The following is an 18,366-nucleotide window of genomic DNA, read 5'->3' as shown; positions in this document are numbered from 1 at the left end:
CTCACGCCCTGCTCCTTTGCCTGGGCGAGCAGCCGTTCGGCTAGGTCCTTCTGATCAATGATTTCTCCCGTCACAGGATCGATCATCACCTCTGACACTTCGGTCGTGAAGTCGTTCACGGCCATCTCCTCTCGGATCAGGCCAGACCCTCACACACCGTTATTCAGACAGTCCCCGATGCGTCGGCAGAGGGTCTTCCTAGACATGCCGAGGCCACGGGCGACATGGGTAGTGGGCTGGCCCTGTTTGACGAGTCAGCGGGCGTTGGCGATCTAACGGTCGCTGAAGATCGGACGTCGCCCGCCGAGGTCCATCCCGGCGCTGCGGCGTTTGGTGTTGAAGTCGCTGACGCGTTCGCGTTGGGACTGCTGAAGGTTCGGTTGAATCTTGTTCGTTGTTCCTGTTTGTGGCTTCGGGCGTGAATGTATGTGACGTGGGGTTTGCGTTGTGGATGGTCGCCCGGTTTATATAGGAGCGTAACCATCCCGAGCGGCCGAGAGACCTGGATCGATGACGCCGCAGCAACCCTCTTCGTAGCTTCCATTGCGGAGAAAAGGTGCTACTGCCAGGACCGATGGAGAAGCTTCCAGCTTTCGTTGGTCTGATCGGCGCGCTTCTGCGTATGTCGACCAGTGCCTTTGAGTGCTTGTGTGTCTGCTCCATTGGACGATGATCCAGGAGCAGAAGTCATGAAGAACACTCGCACCGGTACATTTGCCGGTTCCCTTTCCCTCAAATCCTTGGTTCTTTCCGCTGCCTTCGGATTGGTTCTGACTGGTTGTTCCTTGAAGGAGCCGTCAAGCACCGCCACCCCCGTGCCCGCAGCGTCCGGCGGTGTTGCCGCGGAGCAGGCCTCGGCCGCTGACATTCCGTCACTCGAGGGGAAAACAGTCGGTATCGCCGCGAAGGACATCGTCCATGACTTCAGCCGCGTCGTGTACGACACGGTCCAGGAGCGGGTTGAGGAACTGGGTGGAGAGGTTATTGCCACCCAGGCCGAGGCGAAGGAAAACAAGCACGTGTCCGACGTCGAGAACCTCATTGCGCAAAAGCCGGACGCAATCATCGTGATCCTGGGAGACACCACCACTCTGGGCCCGGCCCTGGAGAAGGTGAACGAAGCGGGTATTCCGTTGTTCACGATCGATTTTCAGTCGGAGTACTCCGTCAACAATGTTACTAGCGATAACTGGGTAATTGGCTCAACTGTGGCACGCACTATCGCCGAGGACATTGGTGGTGAGGGCCAGATCCTGGTGTTCAACGGTTTCACGGGAGTCACTCCCTGCCGCATCCGCTACAGCGAGCTCGAGGTGGTTCTGGAGGATTACCCGAAGGTCAAGCTGATTCAGCCGGAGCTGCAGGATAAGTACGAAGGCACCGTCGAGGACGCCAAACAGCAGGTCAACGATGCGCTACGTAGGTTCCCCGAGGGCGAGATCGACGCTGTCTGGTCCTGCTGGGATATCCCCCAGATCGGCGCGGCACAGGCTATTGATGCCGCGGGACGGGATGAGATCAAGGTGTACGGTGTCGATGCCGAACCGGGTGCGCTGGATATGATCGCCGATCCCGAGTCATCCTTCACCGCCACGGTGGCCCAGCAGACCACGGCCATGGGCACCCAGTCCGCGGACAATGTCGCCTTGTTCCTCTCCGGCGCCACGGAGGAGGTGCCCACCACCAGTTACCTGGAGCCGGTGTTCATCGACAAGGACAACGTCGACGAGGTGCGCAATGAGCTTGGGATCTAAGCCCACACGCCCTGAAGCTGTGCCTTTTTTGTCGATGCGGGGGATCAATAAGTCCTTCGGCAGCGCACATGTACTGCGCGATGTGTCCTTTTCGATCCATGCTGGCGAGGTCCGAGGGCTGGTGGGCGAAAACGGGGCGGGTAAATCTACCCTGATCAAGATCCTCACCGGTTTGTACTCCGCGGACTCGGGCATCATCGAGCTTGAGGGCGAACCAGTCGTCATCACGTCTCCAGCTGATGCGGAACGGCTGGGGATCCATGTCATCCATCAGGACCGCCACCTGGCCGGCCGGTTGACGGTCGCGGAGCAGCTCTACCTTGGCCGGAGCGAAAGCCGTGGAGGCTGGGTCTCCCGCACCGTCCTCAACCGTCGGGCGGCGGAGGACCTGCGCCGTACGGTGGGCCTGGAGATTCCCCCGCGCCTGCTGGTGGATGAACTGACCGTCGCGGAACAGCAGTTGCTGCAGATCGCCCGGGCAGTCCTCGCCGAGCCGCGCTTGCTGGTGCTTGATGAACCAACGGCACCATTAGCGGCGGCCGAGGTGGAGCAACTTTTCGGAACCATCCAGCGGCTGCAGGAAACCGGCGTTCCTATCATCTACATATCCCACTACCTACAGGAACTACGGCAGATCAGCGGTGAGGTTACGGTGTTGCGCAACGGCAACAACGCAGGAAACGTCGACCTGCAAGAGGAACACAATGCCCTTGATCGGGTCATCGAGCTCATGATCGGCACCGGAGTCGACGAATTCGGTCCGCCACGTGCTACCCGTTTACCGGCCGATCCGACTCCGGCGCTTGAGGTGACAGGGCTTGCCGTCCCGGGTGCACTCACTGATCTCAGCTTCACCGTCCGGGGCGGGGAAATCCTTGGTGTTACCGGGTTGGTGGGATCGGGAGTGGACGTACTGGCCGATGCGATCACGGGCAATATGCCCCACGCGGGGCAGGTCCGCTTGCATGGCCGGACGATCCGCTCGTCCCACGCTTTCGTTCGGGCTTCAGGGGCCTACGTTCCGGCCGATCGACGGAAAAACGGCGTGCTGGTGCGCAATACCGTCCGCGAGAACATCAGTCTGGTCACTCTGCGCACGCTCAGCAACCCTCTGGGCCTGATTCACCGGCGGAGGGAGCAAGAACTCGCCGACAGGTTCATCACCCAATTGGATATCCGCCCTGCCCGGGCCGAGGCCGTGGCGGGTGAGCTTTCAGGCGGGAACCAGCAAAAGACTGTTCTGGCCCGCTGGCTGGCTGCAGGTTCACGCTTCCTGGTGTTCGATCAGCCGACGTCGGGAGTCGATGTCGGCAGCCGGGCGCAGATATATGCCCAAATCAATGACCTGGTCGATGCTGGTGCGGGTGCGCTGCTCGTGACGGTCGACCTTGAGGAATTGGTAGGCCTGGCTGATCGGATCCTGGTTTTCTACCGGGGCAGTGTCGTGGCTGAACTATCGCGTGGTGAGGCAAGCACCGACAGGATCCTTTCTCTGGCATCGGGTACCGATCAGCAGGAGCGGACCAGTAGCGTTTCCGGGGTCCCTGGCGGGATCCGCACTATCGAGAGAGAACACGCATGAGTGCAGCAACGACCATCCTGCCGAGGGCACGGATGTTGAAACCGGTACGTCGTGGGGCGGCGAGATGGTTGGCCTGGGCAGGGTATGGGGCTGTGGTGCTTGTTGTCGTGGCTTTTGCTGTTTCGTCTTCCGCCTTCCTGGCGCCTGGCAACATCAGTGCCACACTCAACCAGGCCGCCGTCTTCGCGGTGGCAGGATTCGGGTTGGCCGTGGTCATCATTACCGGTGGGGATGATGTCGTCAATGGAGGTATCGACCTGTCGGTGGGTGCTGTTGCGGGTCTGGCCGGAACGGTCGCCGCAGTTGCAGCGCAGTCCGGTCTGCAGCCCGGGCCCGCCATTGCCTTGGCCCTGCTCGTGTCGGTGGCAGCAGGGGTGATCAACGGCAGTGCCGTGGTCATCGGTTTGAGGCCGTTGCTGGCTACCCTGGCGATGATGGGCATCGCGGGCAGCCTGAATCTCGTGATCAGCAGTAACGTCAAAGTGCCCTTGACGGGCACGACCTTTGAATGGTTGCGGGACGGGCAGTTGGCCGGACTGCCGGTAGCCGTGGCAGTGATGCTGCTCGTCTTCGCCATCGTGGGCCTCGCGATGAGCAGGACACGATGGGGCATCCGCAGTTACGCCGTCGGTCAGAACCCGATCGCGGCTCGCGTAGCGGGCTTGAACCCGGCCCGCTATGTCTTTGTCAGGTACGTCATCTCGGCTGGATTGGCGGGTATCGCCGGCCTGTTGCTCGCCTCGAGGTTGTCCTCCGCCGTGCCCGGCCTGGGGGACCAGATCCTGTTGGACATCGTCCTGGTGGCTTTCATGTCCGTGGTGTTCTCGCGCAGGCTCGTCGTCTCCCTTGGAGGTACCCTCGTCGCGGCCCTGTTCGTCGCCGCGCTGACCAACGGATTCACCCTGGTGGGAGTAGCCAGCCAATGGGTCGGTGCGGCGAAGGGCGTCCTAATTCTGGTGGTTCTGGCCGTTGTGGCCGTACGTGGACGGGGAATAGCGAAGTGACAACCGATATCCATTCCGTCAATCCGGGCCAGGGAACCTCCGAACGTCCCTCGCCGCCACCGGCTGCACTATCACCGGCATCTCGTGGATCCCGTATAGCTATGGTCCTTCCCCGACTCATCGCGCCGGTCGTACTGGCCGGCATCCTGATTTTCTTTTCCGCACTCAGCCCGGTGTTTCTTTCCGGTGAAAACCTGATGGGCGTGTTGAACCAGGCGGCTATTTTGGCCCTGGTGGCGATCGGGATGACCGTGGTGGTGCGTGCCGGGGGAATCGATCTTTCCATCGGCGTGGCCTTGGATCTTGCGGCTTTGGGGGCAGCGGCGGCCATTGCCGGGGCTTACCGGCCCTGGGTTGCGCTGACTGTCGGCCTCGCCTTCGGGTTGGCTGTGGGTTTGGTCAACGCTTTTCTGATCGTGGTTCTGCGTATTCCTTCCTTCATGGCGACGTTGAGTGTGTGGTTCATCGGCACCAGTGTTCAGCAACTGCTGACCGGGGGAGGAGCCCCCATCTACCTGCAGAAGTCGCAGGTCCCCGAGGGCTTCGTGCTCTGGGGAAACGGGGCCGTGTTGGGCATCCCTATCCCCTTAGTACTCGCGGTACTGGTCGGCGCCGTTGTCTACCTTGGGCTGGACAAGACCCGCTGGGGGCGCGAGCTCACGGTCACTGGGGAACAACGCACCGCCAGCCGGATCTCCGGTAAACGAGTCTCATGGCTTGCAATGTCGGCATATCTTTTTGGCGCCGGAATGGCAGCACTGGGGGGAGTGGTGTTGGCTTCGCGGACCTACGCCTTCATTCCTGCCAGTGGGCAGCTGTACGTGATGGATGCCATCGGCGCCGTCTTCATCGGTGCCACCCTGAGCCGGTTCAATCGTGTGTCCGTGCCGGGCACTCTCGTCGGTGTCCTGATCTTCGCCCTGCTGGCCAACGGTATGAACCTCATCGGGTTGTCCTTCTTCTGGCAGGGACTGGCCCGCGGTGTGGCGCTGCTGCTCGTACTGCTGCTGGGCATCGTCCTCACACGGGTTTCAACGGCACCGCCTGCACTTGTCCGCCTCTTCACACCATTGACCACTGAATCAGCACCAATTCTTACGGAAGGGCGGTAGCCCTGTGACCAAGCGCATCAGCCTCAATGCTTTCGACATGACGTGCCCGACCCATCAGAGCCCCGGGTTGTGGCGGCATCCGGCGAACCGGGCCGACCAGTACAACACACTGGAATACTGGACGGATTTAGCGCAGACCCTGGAGCGGGGGAAGTTCGATGCCCTGTTCCTGGCGGACGTACTCGGGATCTACGACGTCTATAAAAATTCTTCGGCACCGGCACTTCGGGACGGCGACCAGGTCCCCCTCAATGATCCGTTTTTTCAGGTGCCGGCGATGGCCGCCGTCACCAAAAACCTCGGGTTCGCGGTCACCGCGGCCTTGACCTACGAACAGCCGTACTCGCTGGCCCGGAAATTCTCGACACTGGATCACCTCACCCGCGGCCGGATTGGCTGGAACGTTGTCACGTCCTACCTCGACAGCGCCGCCCGGAACCTGGGCCCGACCGATCAACTCGACCACGATCAGCGCTACGACCTTGCCGATGAGTTCCTGGACGTCACCTACAAGCTTTGGGAAGGCTCCTGGGAGGACGGGGCGGTCATCAAGGACCGTGTCCGAGGCATCTACACGGACCCCGCCAAGGTTCACCCCATCAACCACACGGGCGAATACTTCCAAGTACCAGGGATACACCTGTCCGAGCCGTCCCCCCAGCGCAGTCCGGTCATCTTTCAGGCGGGAGCTTCCCCCCGGGGCCGCGAGTTCTCGGCCAAGCACGGCGAAGGGGTCTTTACCAACGGCATCCGCCCGGATCTGACCCGCAAGGTCACCGACGACATCCGGGACCGCGCCGAGCGGCGGGGCCGGTCCCGCGATTCGGTGAAGATCTTCTCGCTCATGACCGCCGTCATCGCCGATTCCGATGCGGCTGCGGAAAAGCTCCACAAGGAATACCTTTCCTACAGCAGCTCTGAAGGTGCGTTCACGTTCTACGGTGGCTGGTCCGGGCTGGATCTATCCGGATACGCCCCGGATCAACCGCTGAAGTACGTGGACACCAACGCCGTCCGCTCCGCCCTGTCCATCTTCACCAAGGCCGATCCCACCCGTGAATGGACTCCTACGGACATCGCCCACTACCTGGGGGTGGGGGGCATCGGACCGGTGCTGGTGGGCAGCCCACAAACCGTCGCCGACGAAGTCGAGCGCTGGGTGGACGACGCAGGTCTGGATGGCATCAACCTGGCGTACGTGGTCACCCCCGGATCCTTCGAGGCCTTCGTGGAACTGGTGGTCCCGGAGCTCCAGAAGCGCGGCCGTGTCTGGAAGGACTATGAGGGATCAACCCTCCGCGAGTACCTCAACGGCGCCGGCAACCGCTATGTGAGCCAGCAGCACCCCGCAGCCCAGTACCGCAACGCCTACATCGGGGCCCCCAGCGCCGCCGATTCTCCTGCACGCCCGATCCTGATCGAGGAAACAGTATGAGCCTGACCATTAACGACACGACAACCGCCGGCGCACCACGCTCACCCTGGCAGGGCAACGCCAACGACGAAGAACTTACCCATTGGCAGCAGGTTGCACAGCAGGCCGCGGACGAGCTCGCAGCCGATGCGCTGCAACGCGACCGCGCCAACAAGGACCCCTTCCAGGAAGTGGAACTGCTACGCAAGCACAACTTGATTAACCTACTGGTGCCCAATGAACTCGGCGGTGAAGGCGCGCACTGGGAGACCGCCCTGCACGTGATCCGGATCCTGGCCACCACCGACGGTTCCATTGCCCAACTCGTGGCTTACCACTACATCAACCAGGGGTCGATCGTGTTCTACGGCGAACCGGCCGCCCAGGCAGACTGGTTCCGCCGCTCAGCCCAAGGGCAATGGGTGTGGGGGGACTCGGTCAACCCAGTCGATCCGACCCTTGAGCTCGTTCCGGACGGCGACGGTTACCGCCTCAACGGGTTCAAGCGCTTCTCCACCGGATCCTCCGTAGGTGATGTCATCATCATCAACGCCGCAGTGAACGGTGGAACGAACGACGGAAGAATTCTGGCCTTCGTTCTCGAGCGGGGACGTGCTGGCCTGGAACTGCAGGGAGACTGGGACTTCCTGGGTCAGCGGCTTTCGGCCAGCGGATCAGTGCGGTACAACGACGTCAGCGTCCATCCTGAGGACATTTTGGGTGAGGTCAGCGATGAGCCCTTTTCCACTCTGGTGACTCCCGGCATTCAGTTGGCCTTCGGAAACTTTTACCTCGGCGTTGCGCAAGGGGCACTGGCCAAAGGCCGTGAGATCCTGCGAGGCCGCACCAACTCCTGGTTCCTCAGCTCAGCCGAGTCCTATGCGCAGGACCCCATCTTTCAGCGGACGGTCGGAGAACTCGTCGCCCGCACTGCCTCAGTCGAAGCCCTTGCCGGAGTGCTGAACCGCAAGTTCGACGACGCCCTCGCAAAGGGCCCGACAATCACCGCCGAGGAAAGAGCCGAACTGGCCATTCTCATAGCCCAACTGAAAGTCGTCTCCACGGAGGTGGGTCTGGACGTCGCCCACCGGATTTTCGAAGTGACCGGATCAAGCTCCACCAGCAACACCGTCGGACTCGACCTGTTCTGGCGCAACATCCGAACACACTCCCTGCACGACCCCGTCGACTACAAAAAGATCGAAGTGGGAGCGAACTACCTGCTCGGAGAGGTCCAGCCCATCTCCCTGTACACCTAATACCGTCGTAAACCGCCCAACACTGTCTACGGCACTTTGTCGATGAGCTATCGGCGAAGGAACAACCCGAGGCAGGAAATCGCGGAACAAGTCGGTAACCGTTTTCTCCCAACGCTGGTTGGTGGGCGCCCTCACCGACGGCAGCGTGAAGTAAACCCGAGACAGGAGCATGACCATGACTGAGTATGAGCTGGTGGCGGCGAAGTACCGCCCCATATTTGAGCGTATTGCGGCAGGAGCGCTAGAACGGGAACAAGACCGCGTGTTGCCGTTCGAGCAGATCGGCTGGCTGAAGGATGCCGGTTTCGGTGCTGCGCGCGTGCCTACCGAGTACGGCGGGGACGAGCTTACCTGGCCGCAATTCACCCGACTTCTGATCGAGCTGGCAGCTGCGGACAGCAACATTCCTCAGGCCCTGCGGGGACATATCGCCCTCGTTGAGGAAAACCTCTACCACCACCACCGGCAGGACCGCAGCGTCTGGCTCAAGCGCTTCGCCGCCGGGGAAATCGCCGGAAACGCCTGGACGGAGCCGGGCAAAGGCGGGACCTCGACCGCGCTCGAAGAATCCCGCGGCGTGCTGAGCCTGACCGGCCGCAAGTTCTACACCACAGGGACCATCTTCGCGGACTGGGTGGACGTCACCGCCCAACGGCCCGACGGCACCGACGTTTCGGTGATCGTCTCCACAAAGGCGACCGGCGTGATGACCCTGGATGATTGGGACGGATTCGGGCAGCGGCTCACCGGCAGCGGAACCACGATCTTTGATCGAGCACCGGTGGACCCGGAAAATGTTTTTGCCTTCGAAACGCGCTTCCCCTACCAGACAGCGCTATACCAGCACATTCTGCTGGTCGTCCTGACCGGTATCGGCAAGGCCGCAAAACTGGAGGTAGCAGAACAGGTGCGCGGACGGGACCGTGCGTTCAGCCACGGCAGTGCCTCACTAGTCCACCACGATCCTCAGGTGCTTCAAGTGGTGGGCGAAATTTCGGCGAAAGTCTATGCCGCGGAGGCGACAACGCTGCGCGTGGCCGAAGCTCTAGAGGACGTCTACCAAGCACGACTACAAGGCGGTGCAGCCGAAAAGGCGGCCAATGTTGCGGCGGAGTTGGCCACAGCCCAGGCCCAAGTGGTGCTCAGTACCCTGATTCCGGAAGCCGCAGGGGCCCTGTTCAACGTCCTGGGCGCATCCTCCACCAGCACCAGCAAAGGACTGGACCGGCATTGGCGCAACGCGCGCACCACAGCCACCCACAACCCGTTCATCTATAAGGCCAGGATCGTGGGGGACTGGGCAGTCAACGCGACACCGCCGCCTTTCATCTGGACCATCGGTGTGGCCGAAACGGATGCGTCCCGGACCGAGGCCGTCGCGGAAGTCACAAAAGGCTAAACCTCGAGTTGCAGCTGCGCATCCCGGGTTGACGTACCAACGCGGGTGTACCCGAGATGTTTCATGCTGGCATTCTGACTCACAAAGTCCTAACGACAGTACTTCCGAGACGAAACACGGCAAGACAAGTTTTCGAGACAAAAGCAGTCCCGCAATTCCGGGGAAGTAGATGCTGCTCTTGCCGCCCGACGAGGTGTCTTGAGAACCTTCAGGTTTTGGAAACATGAACGATGCCAACCTCAGGTTCAGCCGGCGTCCGTCTACGGGGTTTTCGCTGGGCATCATCTCAGACGGGTCGAACGGGAACGGGAACGGTCCCGGCCAAGTACGAGTTGCGATGGGACAGGCATTCGAGGAAATGCTGGCCGCGGCGTCGGAGGTCACGTGTTCGGGGTATGACGACGGTGCCGCCAAGGTGCTCCGCTCCCTGCTGTGGGGCCGCGTGTCCCTTGAAGCACCAGACCTAGAGCACCAAGCCCAGCGCGAACGGGCCGATCAGGACGGTGAACATGGTGATGAGGATGACGCCCACGATGTTCAGGACGATGCCGCCCCGAACCATTTCTGAAATCTTCACATTGCCTGTCGCGTAGACGATCGCATTCGGCGGCGTGCCGACCGGCAGCATGAACGCACAGGTCGCAGCCAGCGCTGCCGGGATGAGGAGCGTCTGCGGGTCCATGCCGATGCCGATGGCCACCCCGCCGAGGATCGGGATGAACGTTGCGGCGGTGGCGGTGTTGCTGGTGATCTCGGTGAGCAGCAGGACGATCGTGACGACGGCTGCCAGCAGCAGGACGATGGGCAGCGCACCCAGTCCGCTCACCTGGTCTCCGAACCAGGCATCGAGGCCGGTGGAGGCAACAGCCGCCGCAAGGGAGAGGCCTCCGCCGAACAGCAGGAGGACACCCCAGGGAAGGCCGTCCTCGGCGTCCTTCCAGACGAGGGTCATGTTTCCCTTTTTGTCGGCGGGGATCATGAAGAGGATGATTCCCGCGGCGATTGCGATCACCGTGTCGTCGAAGGACCCGAGCCACGGCAACGCCTCGGCCACAGCGCCGATGTTGAAGATTAGACCGGGCACGATCCAGCAGAAGGCGGCACCGGCAAAGACGGCGAGCACTGTCTTTTCGCCCTGGCTCATTCGGCCGAGCGCGCGGATTTCGTCATTGATCAGTTCCGCGCCTCCCGGAATCTCCTCGAGGTTGAACTTGAAGATGACCCGGGTGATGAGGAGCCAGGCGAGCCCGATGAACACGACGACGATGGGTACGCCAAGAAGCATCCACTCCACGAAACCCACAGTCTCACCGAGCTCGGTGCTGATGTAACCAGCAACAATAGCGTTGGGCGGGCTGCCGAGTAGGGTGCCGAGACCGCCGATGGTCGCCGACCAGGCGATGGAGAGAATCAGGGCGACCCCAAAGATCCGCACCTCCTTGTCCTGGACGAGCTCGCTGACCGCCTTTCCCGCTGCGAGGTCCTTCTTCGTCTCACCCTCGGCCGCCGTCGAGCCATGGCTGTTCTCCACCACCAGGGTGAGGACACTGAGCGCGATGGGAAGCATCATCAGGGTGGTGGCAGTATTGGATACCCACATCGACAGGAACGCGGTGGAGATCATGAGCCCGAGGATGATGCGGCGGGGGTGTGTGCCCACGCGGCGCAGGGTCAGGAGTGCGATGCGCCGGTGAAGGTTCCACTTCTGCATGGCGATCGCGATGAGGAATCCGCCAAGGAACAGGAACACGATGGGATTCGCGTATGGCGCGGTTGCCTCGGCGACGGTTCCCTCGGTCAGCGCGGGCAGCAGCACTATCGGCAGGAGCGAGGTGACGGACAGCGGGATCGCCTCGGTCATCCACCACACGGCCATGAGTCCCGCGATGGCGGCCACCACGCGTGCGTCGTTGGAGAGATCGGAGCCGCCCAGCAGGAGGTAGATGGTCAGCGCGACGGCGATACCGATGCCCCGCATCAGCCATTGGCGGGAAGCGGACCGGGCTGGTGCGTCGTCTTCCGCTGCCGGCGGCCCGCCCTTGCGCGAGGTAGCTTTTGGTGTCCGGTCACTCATGATTCCGCCTCTGCACGCCGTCGTGTGGATACTCCCAAAACCTAACAGTCCGAGGGTGACCTAACAACAAACTCACCCGTATGACTCGGCACCCTCATCGCTCGGTTGTTGTGAGGGCACTCGACCAGCGGGCCGGCACGCGGCTAGTATGCCGGCGGGCGGATTTGTTGGCCATCACCGAGCAGTTCTACCGGCCACCCTTGAGCACTTCTCAATGCCCCCGACATACGAGTCTGGGATAGATGTGCAAATGAATTGTCGGTAGATACTCTCTTCTGCTTAGCGAAACGCCGATAACGACAGCTCCGCGCTTCCAACGGCTCTATCTCAGTGTCGAGGATCCCCGCTCTGTCGTGGACTTGGTCAATTCGACGGTGGCAGCCCCGAACTGACGCCGCCGGGCGTCCCGTATATGACACTCTCGCCGGGCATTATCTCGGACAGGGCATACGGGAATCGGCACGACTAGCAATCTCGCGAATTCCAACTGTGCGCCTAGAATCCCGACGAGTGTCCGGGTAAAGAACCCAAGGATCGGCAAACGGGCAGTGTCGGATGGCGCCAGTGGTGTTGGACATCGCCGGGGGAGTTCTGCTGGCAGGTGTCTAGTCGACCAGTGCTGTGGGCTTGAGTAGTTGGAAGGCCTCATTGAGTAGCTGACGGGTGGTTGCCGCTCCATTGCGGTGTACGAGTTCGGTTGAGGACAGGTCGAGGCAGGTGATGGCGCTGAGGGTGATTGCGCGTGCGCGGTACTGCCGTGTGGCTTCGGGCCCGGCGAGGGCGCCGGCGATCAGGGGTACGAGAACGGTCATCCACGCCAAATGTTTTTCGGTGTTCCGGGCTCGCAGCGAGGGAGTGCTGATCATGACTCGCGTTGCTCGTAACGCCCATTCGGGGTTCGACTCGACTGTTTCCGCCACGACCTCGAACCCTGATCGCAGGGCCTCCCAGGCCGGCATCGATTCCAGGGCCTGGGCTAGGCGCTCTCGAACGGGTTCGCCGTAGATCATCGGGTCCCCGAGGACGACGTCCTCCTTGGAGGCGAAGTACCGGAAGAAGCTCCTCGGCGAGATGCCGACCGCGGCTGCGATCTGATCGACGGTGGTCTCGTCGAAGCCCTGCTCATCGAACATCACCAGAGCGACATCGGCGATCTGCTGACGCACAAGATCCCGGGTACGCTGCCGCAACCCAACCACACCACTACCTGTACTCATGGAAACAGCATACAACGTCCAAGTTGACAGTGACTGACACAAAGGGCGTAGGCTGTTAGAGCACACCAAATCGCGCCTTGTTGATGAGGACCGCGACGCCCAGCTCACATATTGAGGGACAAGTCATGCCAACCCCTGATCAGATCGACGTTTTCTTCACCTACCGGGTCCTGGATCAGGACCTCTTCGAGCAGTACCTCACCACAGTGCTCCCCGTCACCGAGCAGGACGAGCCGTACATCCTGGAGTACAACCTGGCCCGTAACGCTGATGGGACGATCCTGCAGCACGAGCGGTACGAGAACGAGGAAGCGATCACGCGTCACCTCGCCCTGACCGCTGACGGCCAGAAAATGTGGGGCCAGTCCACGGAACTCACCGACATCCGGTTCGTCGGGCCCCTCAGCGAGAAGTTCCGGACCGAGAACGCGCTGGAACCCATCGCCTCCTGGTGGGACCGCTACGAGTCCATCAACCGATAACAGAAGGACACATCCCATGCAGACACGCACACTGGGCACACAGGGCCTGACCACGTCCGCCATCGGCTACGGTTCGATGGGCATCTCCATGGCCTACGGAGCAGCAGACGCCGAAGGCGGATCCTCCGCCATCCAGCGCGCCTACGACCTCGGCGTCACGTTCTTCGACACCGCCGAGCTGTACGGCTGGGGAGAGAACGAAAAGGTCGTAGGACAAGCGGTGAAAAACTTCCGCGACGACGTGGTCATCGCCACGAAGTTCGGCTTCACCCACGACTACGGGTTCGACAGCCGCCCCGAGCACATCCGGGAAGTCGTCGACAACAGCCTGCGCTACCTCGGCATGGACCACATCGACGTCCTTTACCAGCACAGGGTTGACCCCAACGTCCCCATCGAGGACGTCGCCGGGGCCGTGAAGGAACTTATCGACGCCGGCAAGGTCAAGTACTTCGGTCTCAGCGAAGCCGGACCCGAAACGATGCGTCGTGCCCACGCCGTTCAGCCCGTCTCGGTCCTGCAGACCGAGTACTCCCTCTTCGAGCGCGAAGTAGAGGTCCTGTTCCCGACCTTGCACGAGCTCGGCATCGGTTTCGTCCCGTACTCGCCCCTGGGCCGCGGGTTCCTCACCGGCACCGCGAAGCCGGCCTCCGAGTACGACGCGGCGGACATGCGCAGCTGGGACTCGCGTTGGCAGCCCGGCAACTTCGAGAAGAACGTCGAAGCCACACGCCAGCTGACCGAACTCGCCGCCTCGAAGGACGCGACCGTCGCGCAGCTCGCCCTCGCCTGGCTGCTCGCGCAGGGAGAACACATTGTTCCGATCCCCGGCACCCGCAGCGCCAAGCGCGTCGAGGAGAACATCGGCGCCGCCGACCTGACCCTCTCCGACACCGACCTCACACGCATCAAGGAAATCCTCCCCGAAGGAGGATTCGGCTCCCGCTACCCCGAGGGCATGAACCCGAACTGGAAGTAACACCCGAACGACGACGACGGCAGAAGGCGCGGGACTCACAACGGGCCCCGCGCCTTCGCTCGTGCCATCGAGAAGTGTTGAATCAACCACTCGCCCCCGCTTGAACTTCATGACACCCGAGCGCCTATAAGCATGGTGCCCGTAAGCCGGTCCTGCACCGGATACTCGGCGCAGGGAGAGCACGTTCGGCTTCAGGCTGCCTTGCTGATGATGTGTAAGAGATAGCCGTACGAGAGCGCGCTTTGTTGTGCGTGAGCATCGAGCCAGGTGTTGGCAGTGTTGTTAGGGAACTCCATGGCAACGACCTTGGCCAGGTCCTCGGGGGAGTTGAAGGTCCAGCTGCTCATGACTTTTTGGGTGGTGGCTCCTTGGTCTTGCCACCACTGCAGGATGAAGTCGCCTGGGCCTTGGTGCTCCGCGGTGTTGCCAGCCCGCAGCAGGTCGGCGAAGTCGCCGTTCTTCTGGTCGTTGTCGATGACGACCAGTGAGCCGCCGGGACGGAGGACTCGGAGTGTTTCGCGTAGTCCTGCGGAGCAGTCGTTAGTGGGTGAGGGGAAAAAGTAAGCGAAGCGGGCGTGGACGACGTCGACGGATGAATCATCGAGCGGGATGTGTTCAGCGGACCCGTGCAGGACTGTAGCGTCGGCCGTCCCTCGTGCTGCCGCTTCGAGCAGGTCGGTATCCGGCTCTACTCCGTACAGCGTGCTTGTGGTTCTGGCGTACCGAGACAGCCAGTAGCCGGTGCCGCAGCCCAAATCGAGGAGGTCTTTCCCGTCCCATGGGGCGGCAGAGCGAAGTGCCCGCCACAGGGTCTCCTCATGGTCGATCGCGTCGTTCTCTATCTCGTAGAGGTCGACGTTCTGTCCCTGATTCCAGGCTTTAACAAAATCCGTGAGCATGACTTCAACCCTTTCATGGACTGAGGCATAAGCGGATCCGTCAGCGTCCGCGAGTGTGGCGCGGCGCGATCAGGGTTCACGGCTAATCAGCATGAAACCAGGTGGCTTGTGGAGTCCAATTGATTGTGACCATCGTGATGAGCACCCCGACCGTTCCAGTGCTCGACCGTGTAGCGCAGGCACTCGGCGAGTGGCAATACGACGAAGGGCCGCTGCATCTGCATCCTGGTGATCTGGGTTGGTACTCCCTGAAGGGTGCTGACGCTACCGCTGCAGCGGTGCGGACCTGGTCGCGTGGCGAGAAGATCGTGGCCGTCGGACTTCTTGACGGGCCTCAGCTGTTGCGCATGGCCCTCAACCCCGCCCTGCATGACGACGATGAACTGGCACGCCAGCTCCTCCGCGACATCGACGACCCGCAAAACGGGGTCCTGAATGCTGGTGATGCAACGATCGAAGCACGAGGCGCCGCCCGGTTCATGCGGTTGCTGGCCGAGAGCGGATGGCAACCGGATGCGCCGTGGATACCGCTGCATCGCGATCTGTCCGAACCGGTACAAGATGCCGGCGTACGTGTCGAGGTCATCAACCCGGACCAGGCTGATCGTTGGATTGAAGTTCACTGGTCGGCGTTTCGCGGCACGCCGTTCTCAGCCGAGGACCGCCGCCGCTTCCTGAGCCTGTATCAGACGATGGCCGCCGGCCCTTTTTACAACTCGGCTCGCAGCCTAGCCGTCCTCGACGGCGACCATAACGCCGTAGCAGTGGCCACTGTCTGGTCGGCTGGAGCCGGCCGCCCTGGACTCGTGGAGCCCATGGGGGTGCATCAAGGCCATCGGGGGCGCGGGTACGGCACTGCCATCACCGTGGCGGCCGCTGCAGCCCTACAGGAAATGGGATCATCCAGCGCTATCGTGTGCGCTGAGAGTTCCAACGCCGGTGCGGTGGCCACCTACGTCGCTGCCGGGTTCACCGCACACCAGCAGATAGCCGACCTACACAGAGCCGCGTGAAGAATGGCCTCCTTGGGCATCCTGTATAGCAGTGAATGACGTTGAGTGTGCCGATCCACCTGCGCTGGGCTGCGCCATCACGGATCGATTGAATCCTGCCTCGTATACCGATCCTCCACCGAACCTAGGGGCCTGCGTTGATGACGGCCAACGGGCTACACAATGGTTTCCATGATGGATTTCACGTTGGTGAGAAAAGCAGAGCCAGAGGACGCACCGGAGCTAGTAAGACTGAGACACGCAATGTTCCGGGCGATGGCCGAGGCAGGCGCCGCTGGCCGACCCCAAGAAGTCGATGACACCTCGTGGCACCCAGCGGCACAAGCGGCGATAGCTTCACGTATCACACGGGGTTCTCTAGCCGCTTTCGTCATCGACGACGAGAAGTCCGACGTCGGCGAGAACCACGGGCGGGCATTGGTGCTGGCCTGCGCCATGGTGACGCTCGAGGATCGTCTTCCTGGGCCCGGGTTCCCCCGCGGGACGAGCGGGTCGATGTCATCCGTCTTCGTGACACCAGAACACCGTGGGCGCGGTTTAGCCCGTGCAGTAGTCTCCGCGGGACTCTCATGGCTCAATGAGATGGGTGCTGAGATCGTGGATCTCCACGCGACCCCCGATGCTGAGCGTCTTTATCGATCTTTGGGATTCTCCGAAGCTCGATCCCTGGCTCTACGCCGCGTCACCCATCCCTAGCGGCACCAGGTGGCAGGGCCTCTGCCCACGAAGACGGACGATGCGGGATCCGCTTACGGACGTCGGCGCTAGAGCGACTGCTGACCCCGCCAACTTCACCGCCAAAACCCCGCCATCTTCGCGAAAACTCACAAATCACGTTGCTCTAGGGTCCTGTGAAAGCTTGTGCAACAGAAGCGATCGAGGGTCTAGATCTCACGCAACGCTGCCCGACGTGCGGTACGTAGGGGGATGCCTTCGGAAATCCGGTATGTATCGATAACGGCCTCAAGGCTGGCGTTGTTGGGTCCACGGGTTTGTTCGGGGGTGCGGCCGTCAGGGATGTCGATGTGTACGAAAGACCTAGTGGATGTTTTGAAGTGTCGATGCCGAAGCATCACCGTATTGAGGTGTCAGGGGGTGAGGTCGGCGATGATGTCGGCTGCCGGTCCGGTGTGGGTGGTGCGGTAGCCGGTGCCGGCCCAGAGATGCAAGGCGTGCGGGTCGTTGTTGGCTGCTGCTGCTGCGCGCAGTGGTGCGGTGATGTAGTGGATCTGCGGGTAGGCGTGTCCGCTGCGGTCGTGCTCGTCCATGAACCTGTTCCGCAAGCCCCGGGCGGGCCTGCCGGTGAAGGCCCGGGTGACCTTGGTTTCGGTGAATGTCGGGTCCTGCAGGGCTGAGCGGTGAGTTGAATTGGTTCCTGCTTCATCCGCCAGGAGCAGGGCGGTCCCGACTTGGACGGCGGCCGCACCGGCATCGAGGACAGTGCGGACCTGTTCACGGGTGCTGATGCCGCCTCCTGCGATCAGGGAGAGGTCGGTGGTGTTCCTGATGGCGGTGATCAGGTCGGGAAGTGGTTCGGTACCGGGTTCCGCGGCGGGGTCGAAGGTGGCCCGGTGACCGCCGGCGTCGGTTCCCTGCACGATGAGGATCTGTGCGCCGCGCTCGGCGGCTATACGGGCTTCGTCCGTGGAAGTGACAGTGACCGCGGTGTGGATATCTAGCGCGTTCAACTCGTCGAGTACCTCGACTTCAGGGCAGTCAAAAGTAAAGGAGACAACGTCGGGTTTCAGGTCCTGGAGAACGTCGAGCTTGCCGTGCCAGGAGTCGTCGTCCCATTTGTGTGTGCCGACCTCGATGCCGTACCGGTCGGCGTAGTACTTCAGTTCCTGCCGGTACGTCTCGAGCTCGTGCTCGTCGACGTCGTTCGCGGCCACGACGAAGAGGTTCACCCCGATCGGGCCGGAGGTGAGTGCCCTTGTCGCGATGATCTGTTCGGCGAGTTGATGGGGTGTCTTGTACCCGCCGGCGAGAAATCCCAGCCCGCCGGCGTTGGTGACGGCAGCGACAAGTTCCGGTGTGGAGATCCCGCCTGCCATGGGCGCACCGATAATCGGTCGCTTCAGATCGAACGGCAGGGATGCAGTATGGGACGGGCTCATGCGCAAGACTCCTTTTCTGACTCAATGGCTATGGGATGGCGGTTTGTTACACACTTGTGGT

Annotated in this window: 15 protein-coding genes, 1 pseudogene and 1 riboswitch; of the genes and pseudogenes, 12 read left to right on the top strand and 4 right to left on the bottom strand. The window is 62.0% G+C overall.

Features of this window, described 5'->3' with window-relative positions; all coding sequences use genetic code 11:
- Window positions 1–477 precede the first annotated feature (477 nt).
- Window positions 478–581, top strand: a riboswitch (SAM riboswitch).
- Window positions 582–785: 204 nt separating this feature from the next.
- The 8 genes and pseudogenes from IWX65_RS01855 to IWX65_RS17640 form a co-directional block, all read left to right on the top strand.
- Window positions 786–1,754, top strand: coding sequence for a substrate-binding domain-containing protein (locus tag IWX65_RS01855; RefSeq protein ID WP_196880749.1), 969 nt, complete (start codon window positions 786–788; stop codon window positions 1,752–1,754).
- Window positions 1,738–3,336: a sugar ABC transporter ATP-binding protein gene (locus tag IWX65_RS01850; RefSeq protein WP_196880748.1), complete on the top strand. Its 1,599-nt coding sequence runs from the start codon at window positions 1,738–1,740 to the stop codon at window positions 3,334–3,336. Before IWX65_RS01855 ends, IWX65_RS01850 begins: the two co-directional genes overlap by 17 nt.
- The gene (locus tag IWX65_RS01845) at window positions 3,333–4,340 is read left to right on the top strand and encodes an ABC transporter permease (protein ID WP_196880747.1); all 1,008 of its coding nucleotides are present in this window, start codon (window positions 3,333–3,335) and stop codon (window positions 4,338–4,340) included. Before IWX65_RS01850 ends, IWX65_RS01845 begins: the two co-directional genes overlap by 4 nt.
- Window positions 4,341–4,441: 101 nt before the next feature.
- Complete coding sequence (locus IWX65_RS01840) at window positions 4,442–5,452, top strand: ABC transporter permease (RefSeq protein WP_196880746.1); 1,011 nt, start codon at window positions 4,442–4,444, stop codon at window positions 5,450–5,452.
- A gap of 4 nt (window positions 5,453–5,456) precedes the next feature.
- Complete coding sequence (locus tag IWX65_RS01835) at window positions 5,457–6,887, top strand: LLM class flavin-dependent oxidoreductase (RefSeq protein ID WP_334683581.1); 1,431 nt, start codon at window positions 5,457–5,459, stop codon at window positions 6,885–6,887.
- Window positions 6,884–8,125 (top strand): acyl-CoA dehydrogenase family protein, encoded by a 1,242-nt coding sequence (locus tag IWX65_RS01830; protein ID WP_196880745.1) that lies wholly within the window; start codon window positions 6,884–6,886, stop codon window positions 8,123–8,125. Before IWX65_RS01835 ends, IWX65_RS01830 begins: the two co-directional genes overlap by 4 nt.
- 175 nt (window positions 8,126–8,300) lie before the next feature.
- Window positions 8,301–9,524, top strand: coding sequence for an acyl-CoA dehydrogenase family protein (locus IWX65_RS01825; protein WP_334683580.1), 1,224 nt, complete (start codon window positions 8,301–8,303; stop codon window positions 9,522–9,524).
- Between the two features lie 331 nt (window positions 9,525–9,855).
- A pseudogene (locus IWX65_RS17640) lies at window positions 9,856–9,957 on the top strand (HAD family hydrolase); the annotation flags it as partial.
- A 30-nt stretch (window positions 9,958–9,987) separates the two neighbouring features.
- Here the strand turns inward: IWX65_RS17640 and IWX65_RS01820 are convergent.
- Both IWX65_RS01820 and IWX65_RS01815 read right to left on the bottom strand, forming a co-directional pair.
- Window positions 9,988–11,598, bottom strand: coding sequence for an SLC13 family permease (locus IWX65_RS01820; protein WP_196880743.1), 1,611 nt, complete (start codon window positions 11,596–11,598; stop codon window positions 9,988–9,990).
- 605 nt (window positions 11,599–12,203) lie between these two features.
- Complete coding sequence (locus tag IWX65_RS01815) at window positions 12,204–12,815, bottom strand: TetR family transcriptional regulator (RefSeq protein ID WP_196880742.1); 612 nt, start codon at window positions 12,813–12,815, stop codon at window positions 12,204–12,206.
- Between the two features lie 125 nt (window positions 12,816–12,940).
- Here IWX65_RS01815 and IWX65_RS01810 point away from each other — a divergent pair, with 125 nt between their 5' ends.
- Both IWX65_RS01810 and IWX65_RS01805 read left to right on the top strand, forming a co-directional pair.
- Window positions 12,941–13,297, top strand: a complete 357-nt coding sequence (locus IWX65_RS01810) for a hypothetical protein (protein ID WP_196880741.1) — start codon at window positions 12,941–12,943, stop codon at window positions 13,295–13,297.
- A gap of 16 nt (window positions 13,298–13,313) precedes the next feature.
- On the top strand, window positions 13,314–14,276 hold the full coding sequence (locus IWX65_RS01805; protein ID WP_196880740.1) for an aldo/keto reductase: 963 nt from the start codon (window positions 13,314–13,316) through the stop codon (window positions 14,274–14,276).
- Window positions 14,277–14,467: 191 nt separating this feature from the next.
- Here the strand turns inward: IWX65_RS01805 and IWX65_RS01800 are convergent, their stop codons facing one another.
- Window positions 14,468–15,175 carry a class I SAM-dependent methyltransferase gene (locus IWX65_RS01800; protein WP_196880739.1) on the bottom strand — a complete coding sequence of 236 codons (708 nt, stop codon included), beginning with the start codon at window positions 15,173–15,175 and terminating at the stop codon, window positions 14,468–14,470.
- A gap of 137 nt (window positions 15,176–15,312) precedes the next feature.
- Between IWX65_RS01800 and IWX65_RS01795 the strand changes: the two genes are divergently transcribed.
- Both IWX65_RS01795 and IWX65_RS01790 read left to right on the top strand, forming a co-directional pair.
- Window positions 15,313–16,188, top strand: coding sequence for a GNAT family N-acetyltransferase (locus IWX65_RS01795; protein ID WP_334683579.1), 876 nt, complete (start codon window positions 15,313–15,315; stop codon window positions 16,186–16,188).
- 255 nt (window positions 16,189–16,443) lie between these two features.
- Window positions 16,444–16,884: a GNAT family N-acetyltransferase gene (locus IWX65_RS01790; RefSeq protein ID WP_196880738.1), complete on the top strand. Its 441-nt coding sequence runs from the start codon at window positions 16,444–16,446 to the stop codon at window positions 16,882–16,884.
- Between the two features lie 392 nt (window positions 16,885–17,276).
- Here IWX65_RS01790 and IWX65_RS01785 read toward each other — a convergent pair whose 3' ends face one another.
- Window positions 17,277–18,305: a nitronate monooxygenase gene (locus IWX65_RS01785; RefSeq protein ID WP_196880737.1), complete on the bottom strand. Its 1,029-nt coding sequence runs from the start codon at window positions 18,303–18,305 to the stop codon at window positions 17,277–17,279.
- Window positions 18,306–18,366: the final 61 nt, after the last annotated feature.

Origin of the sequence: Arthrobacter sp. CAN_A214, from assembly GCF_015751955.1 — a bacterium.
In the GTDB taxonomy this organism is placed as follows: Bacteria; Actinomycetota; Actinomycetes; order Actinomycetales; family Micrococcaceae; genus Arthrobacter_D.
Note: the sequence above shows the minus strand (reverse complement) of the source record. Positions and strands in the feature narration are given on the sequence as shown.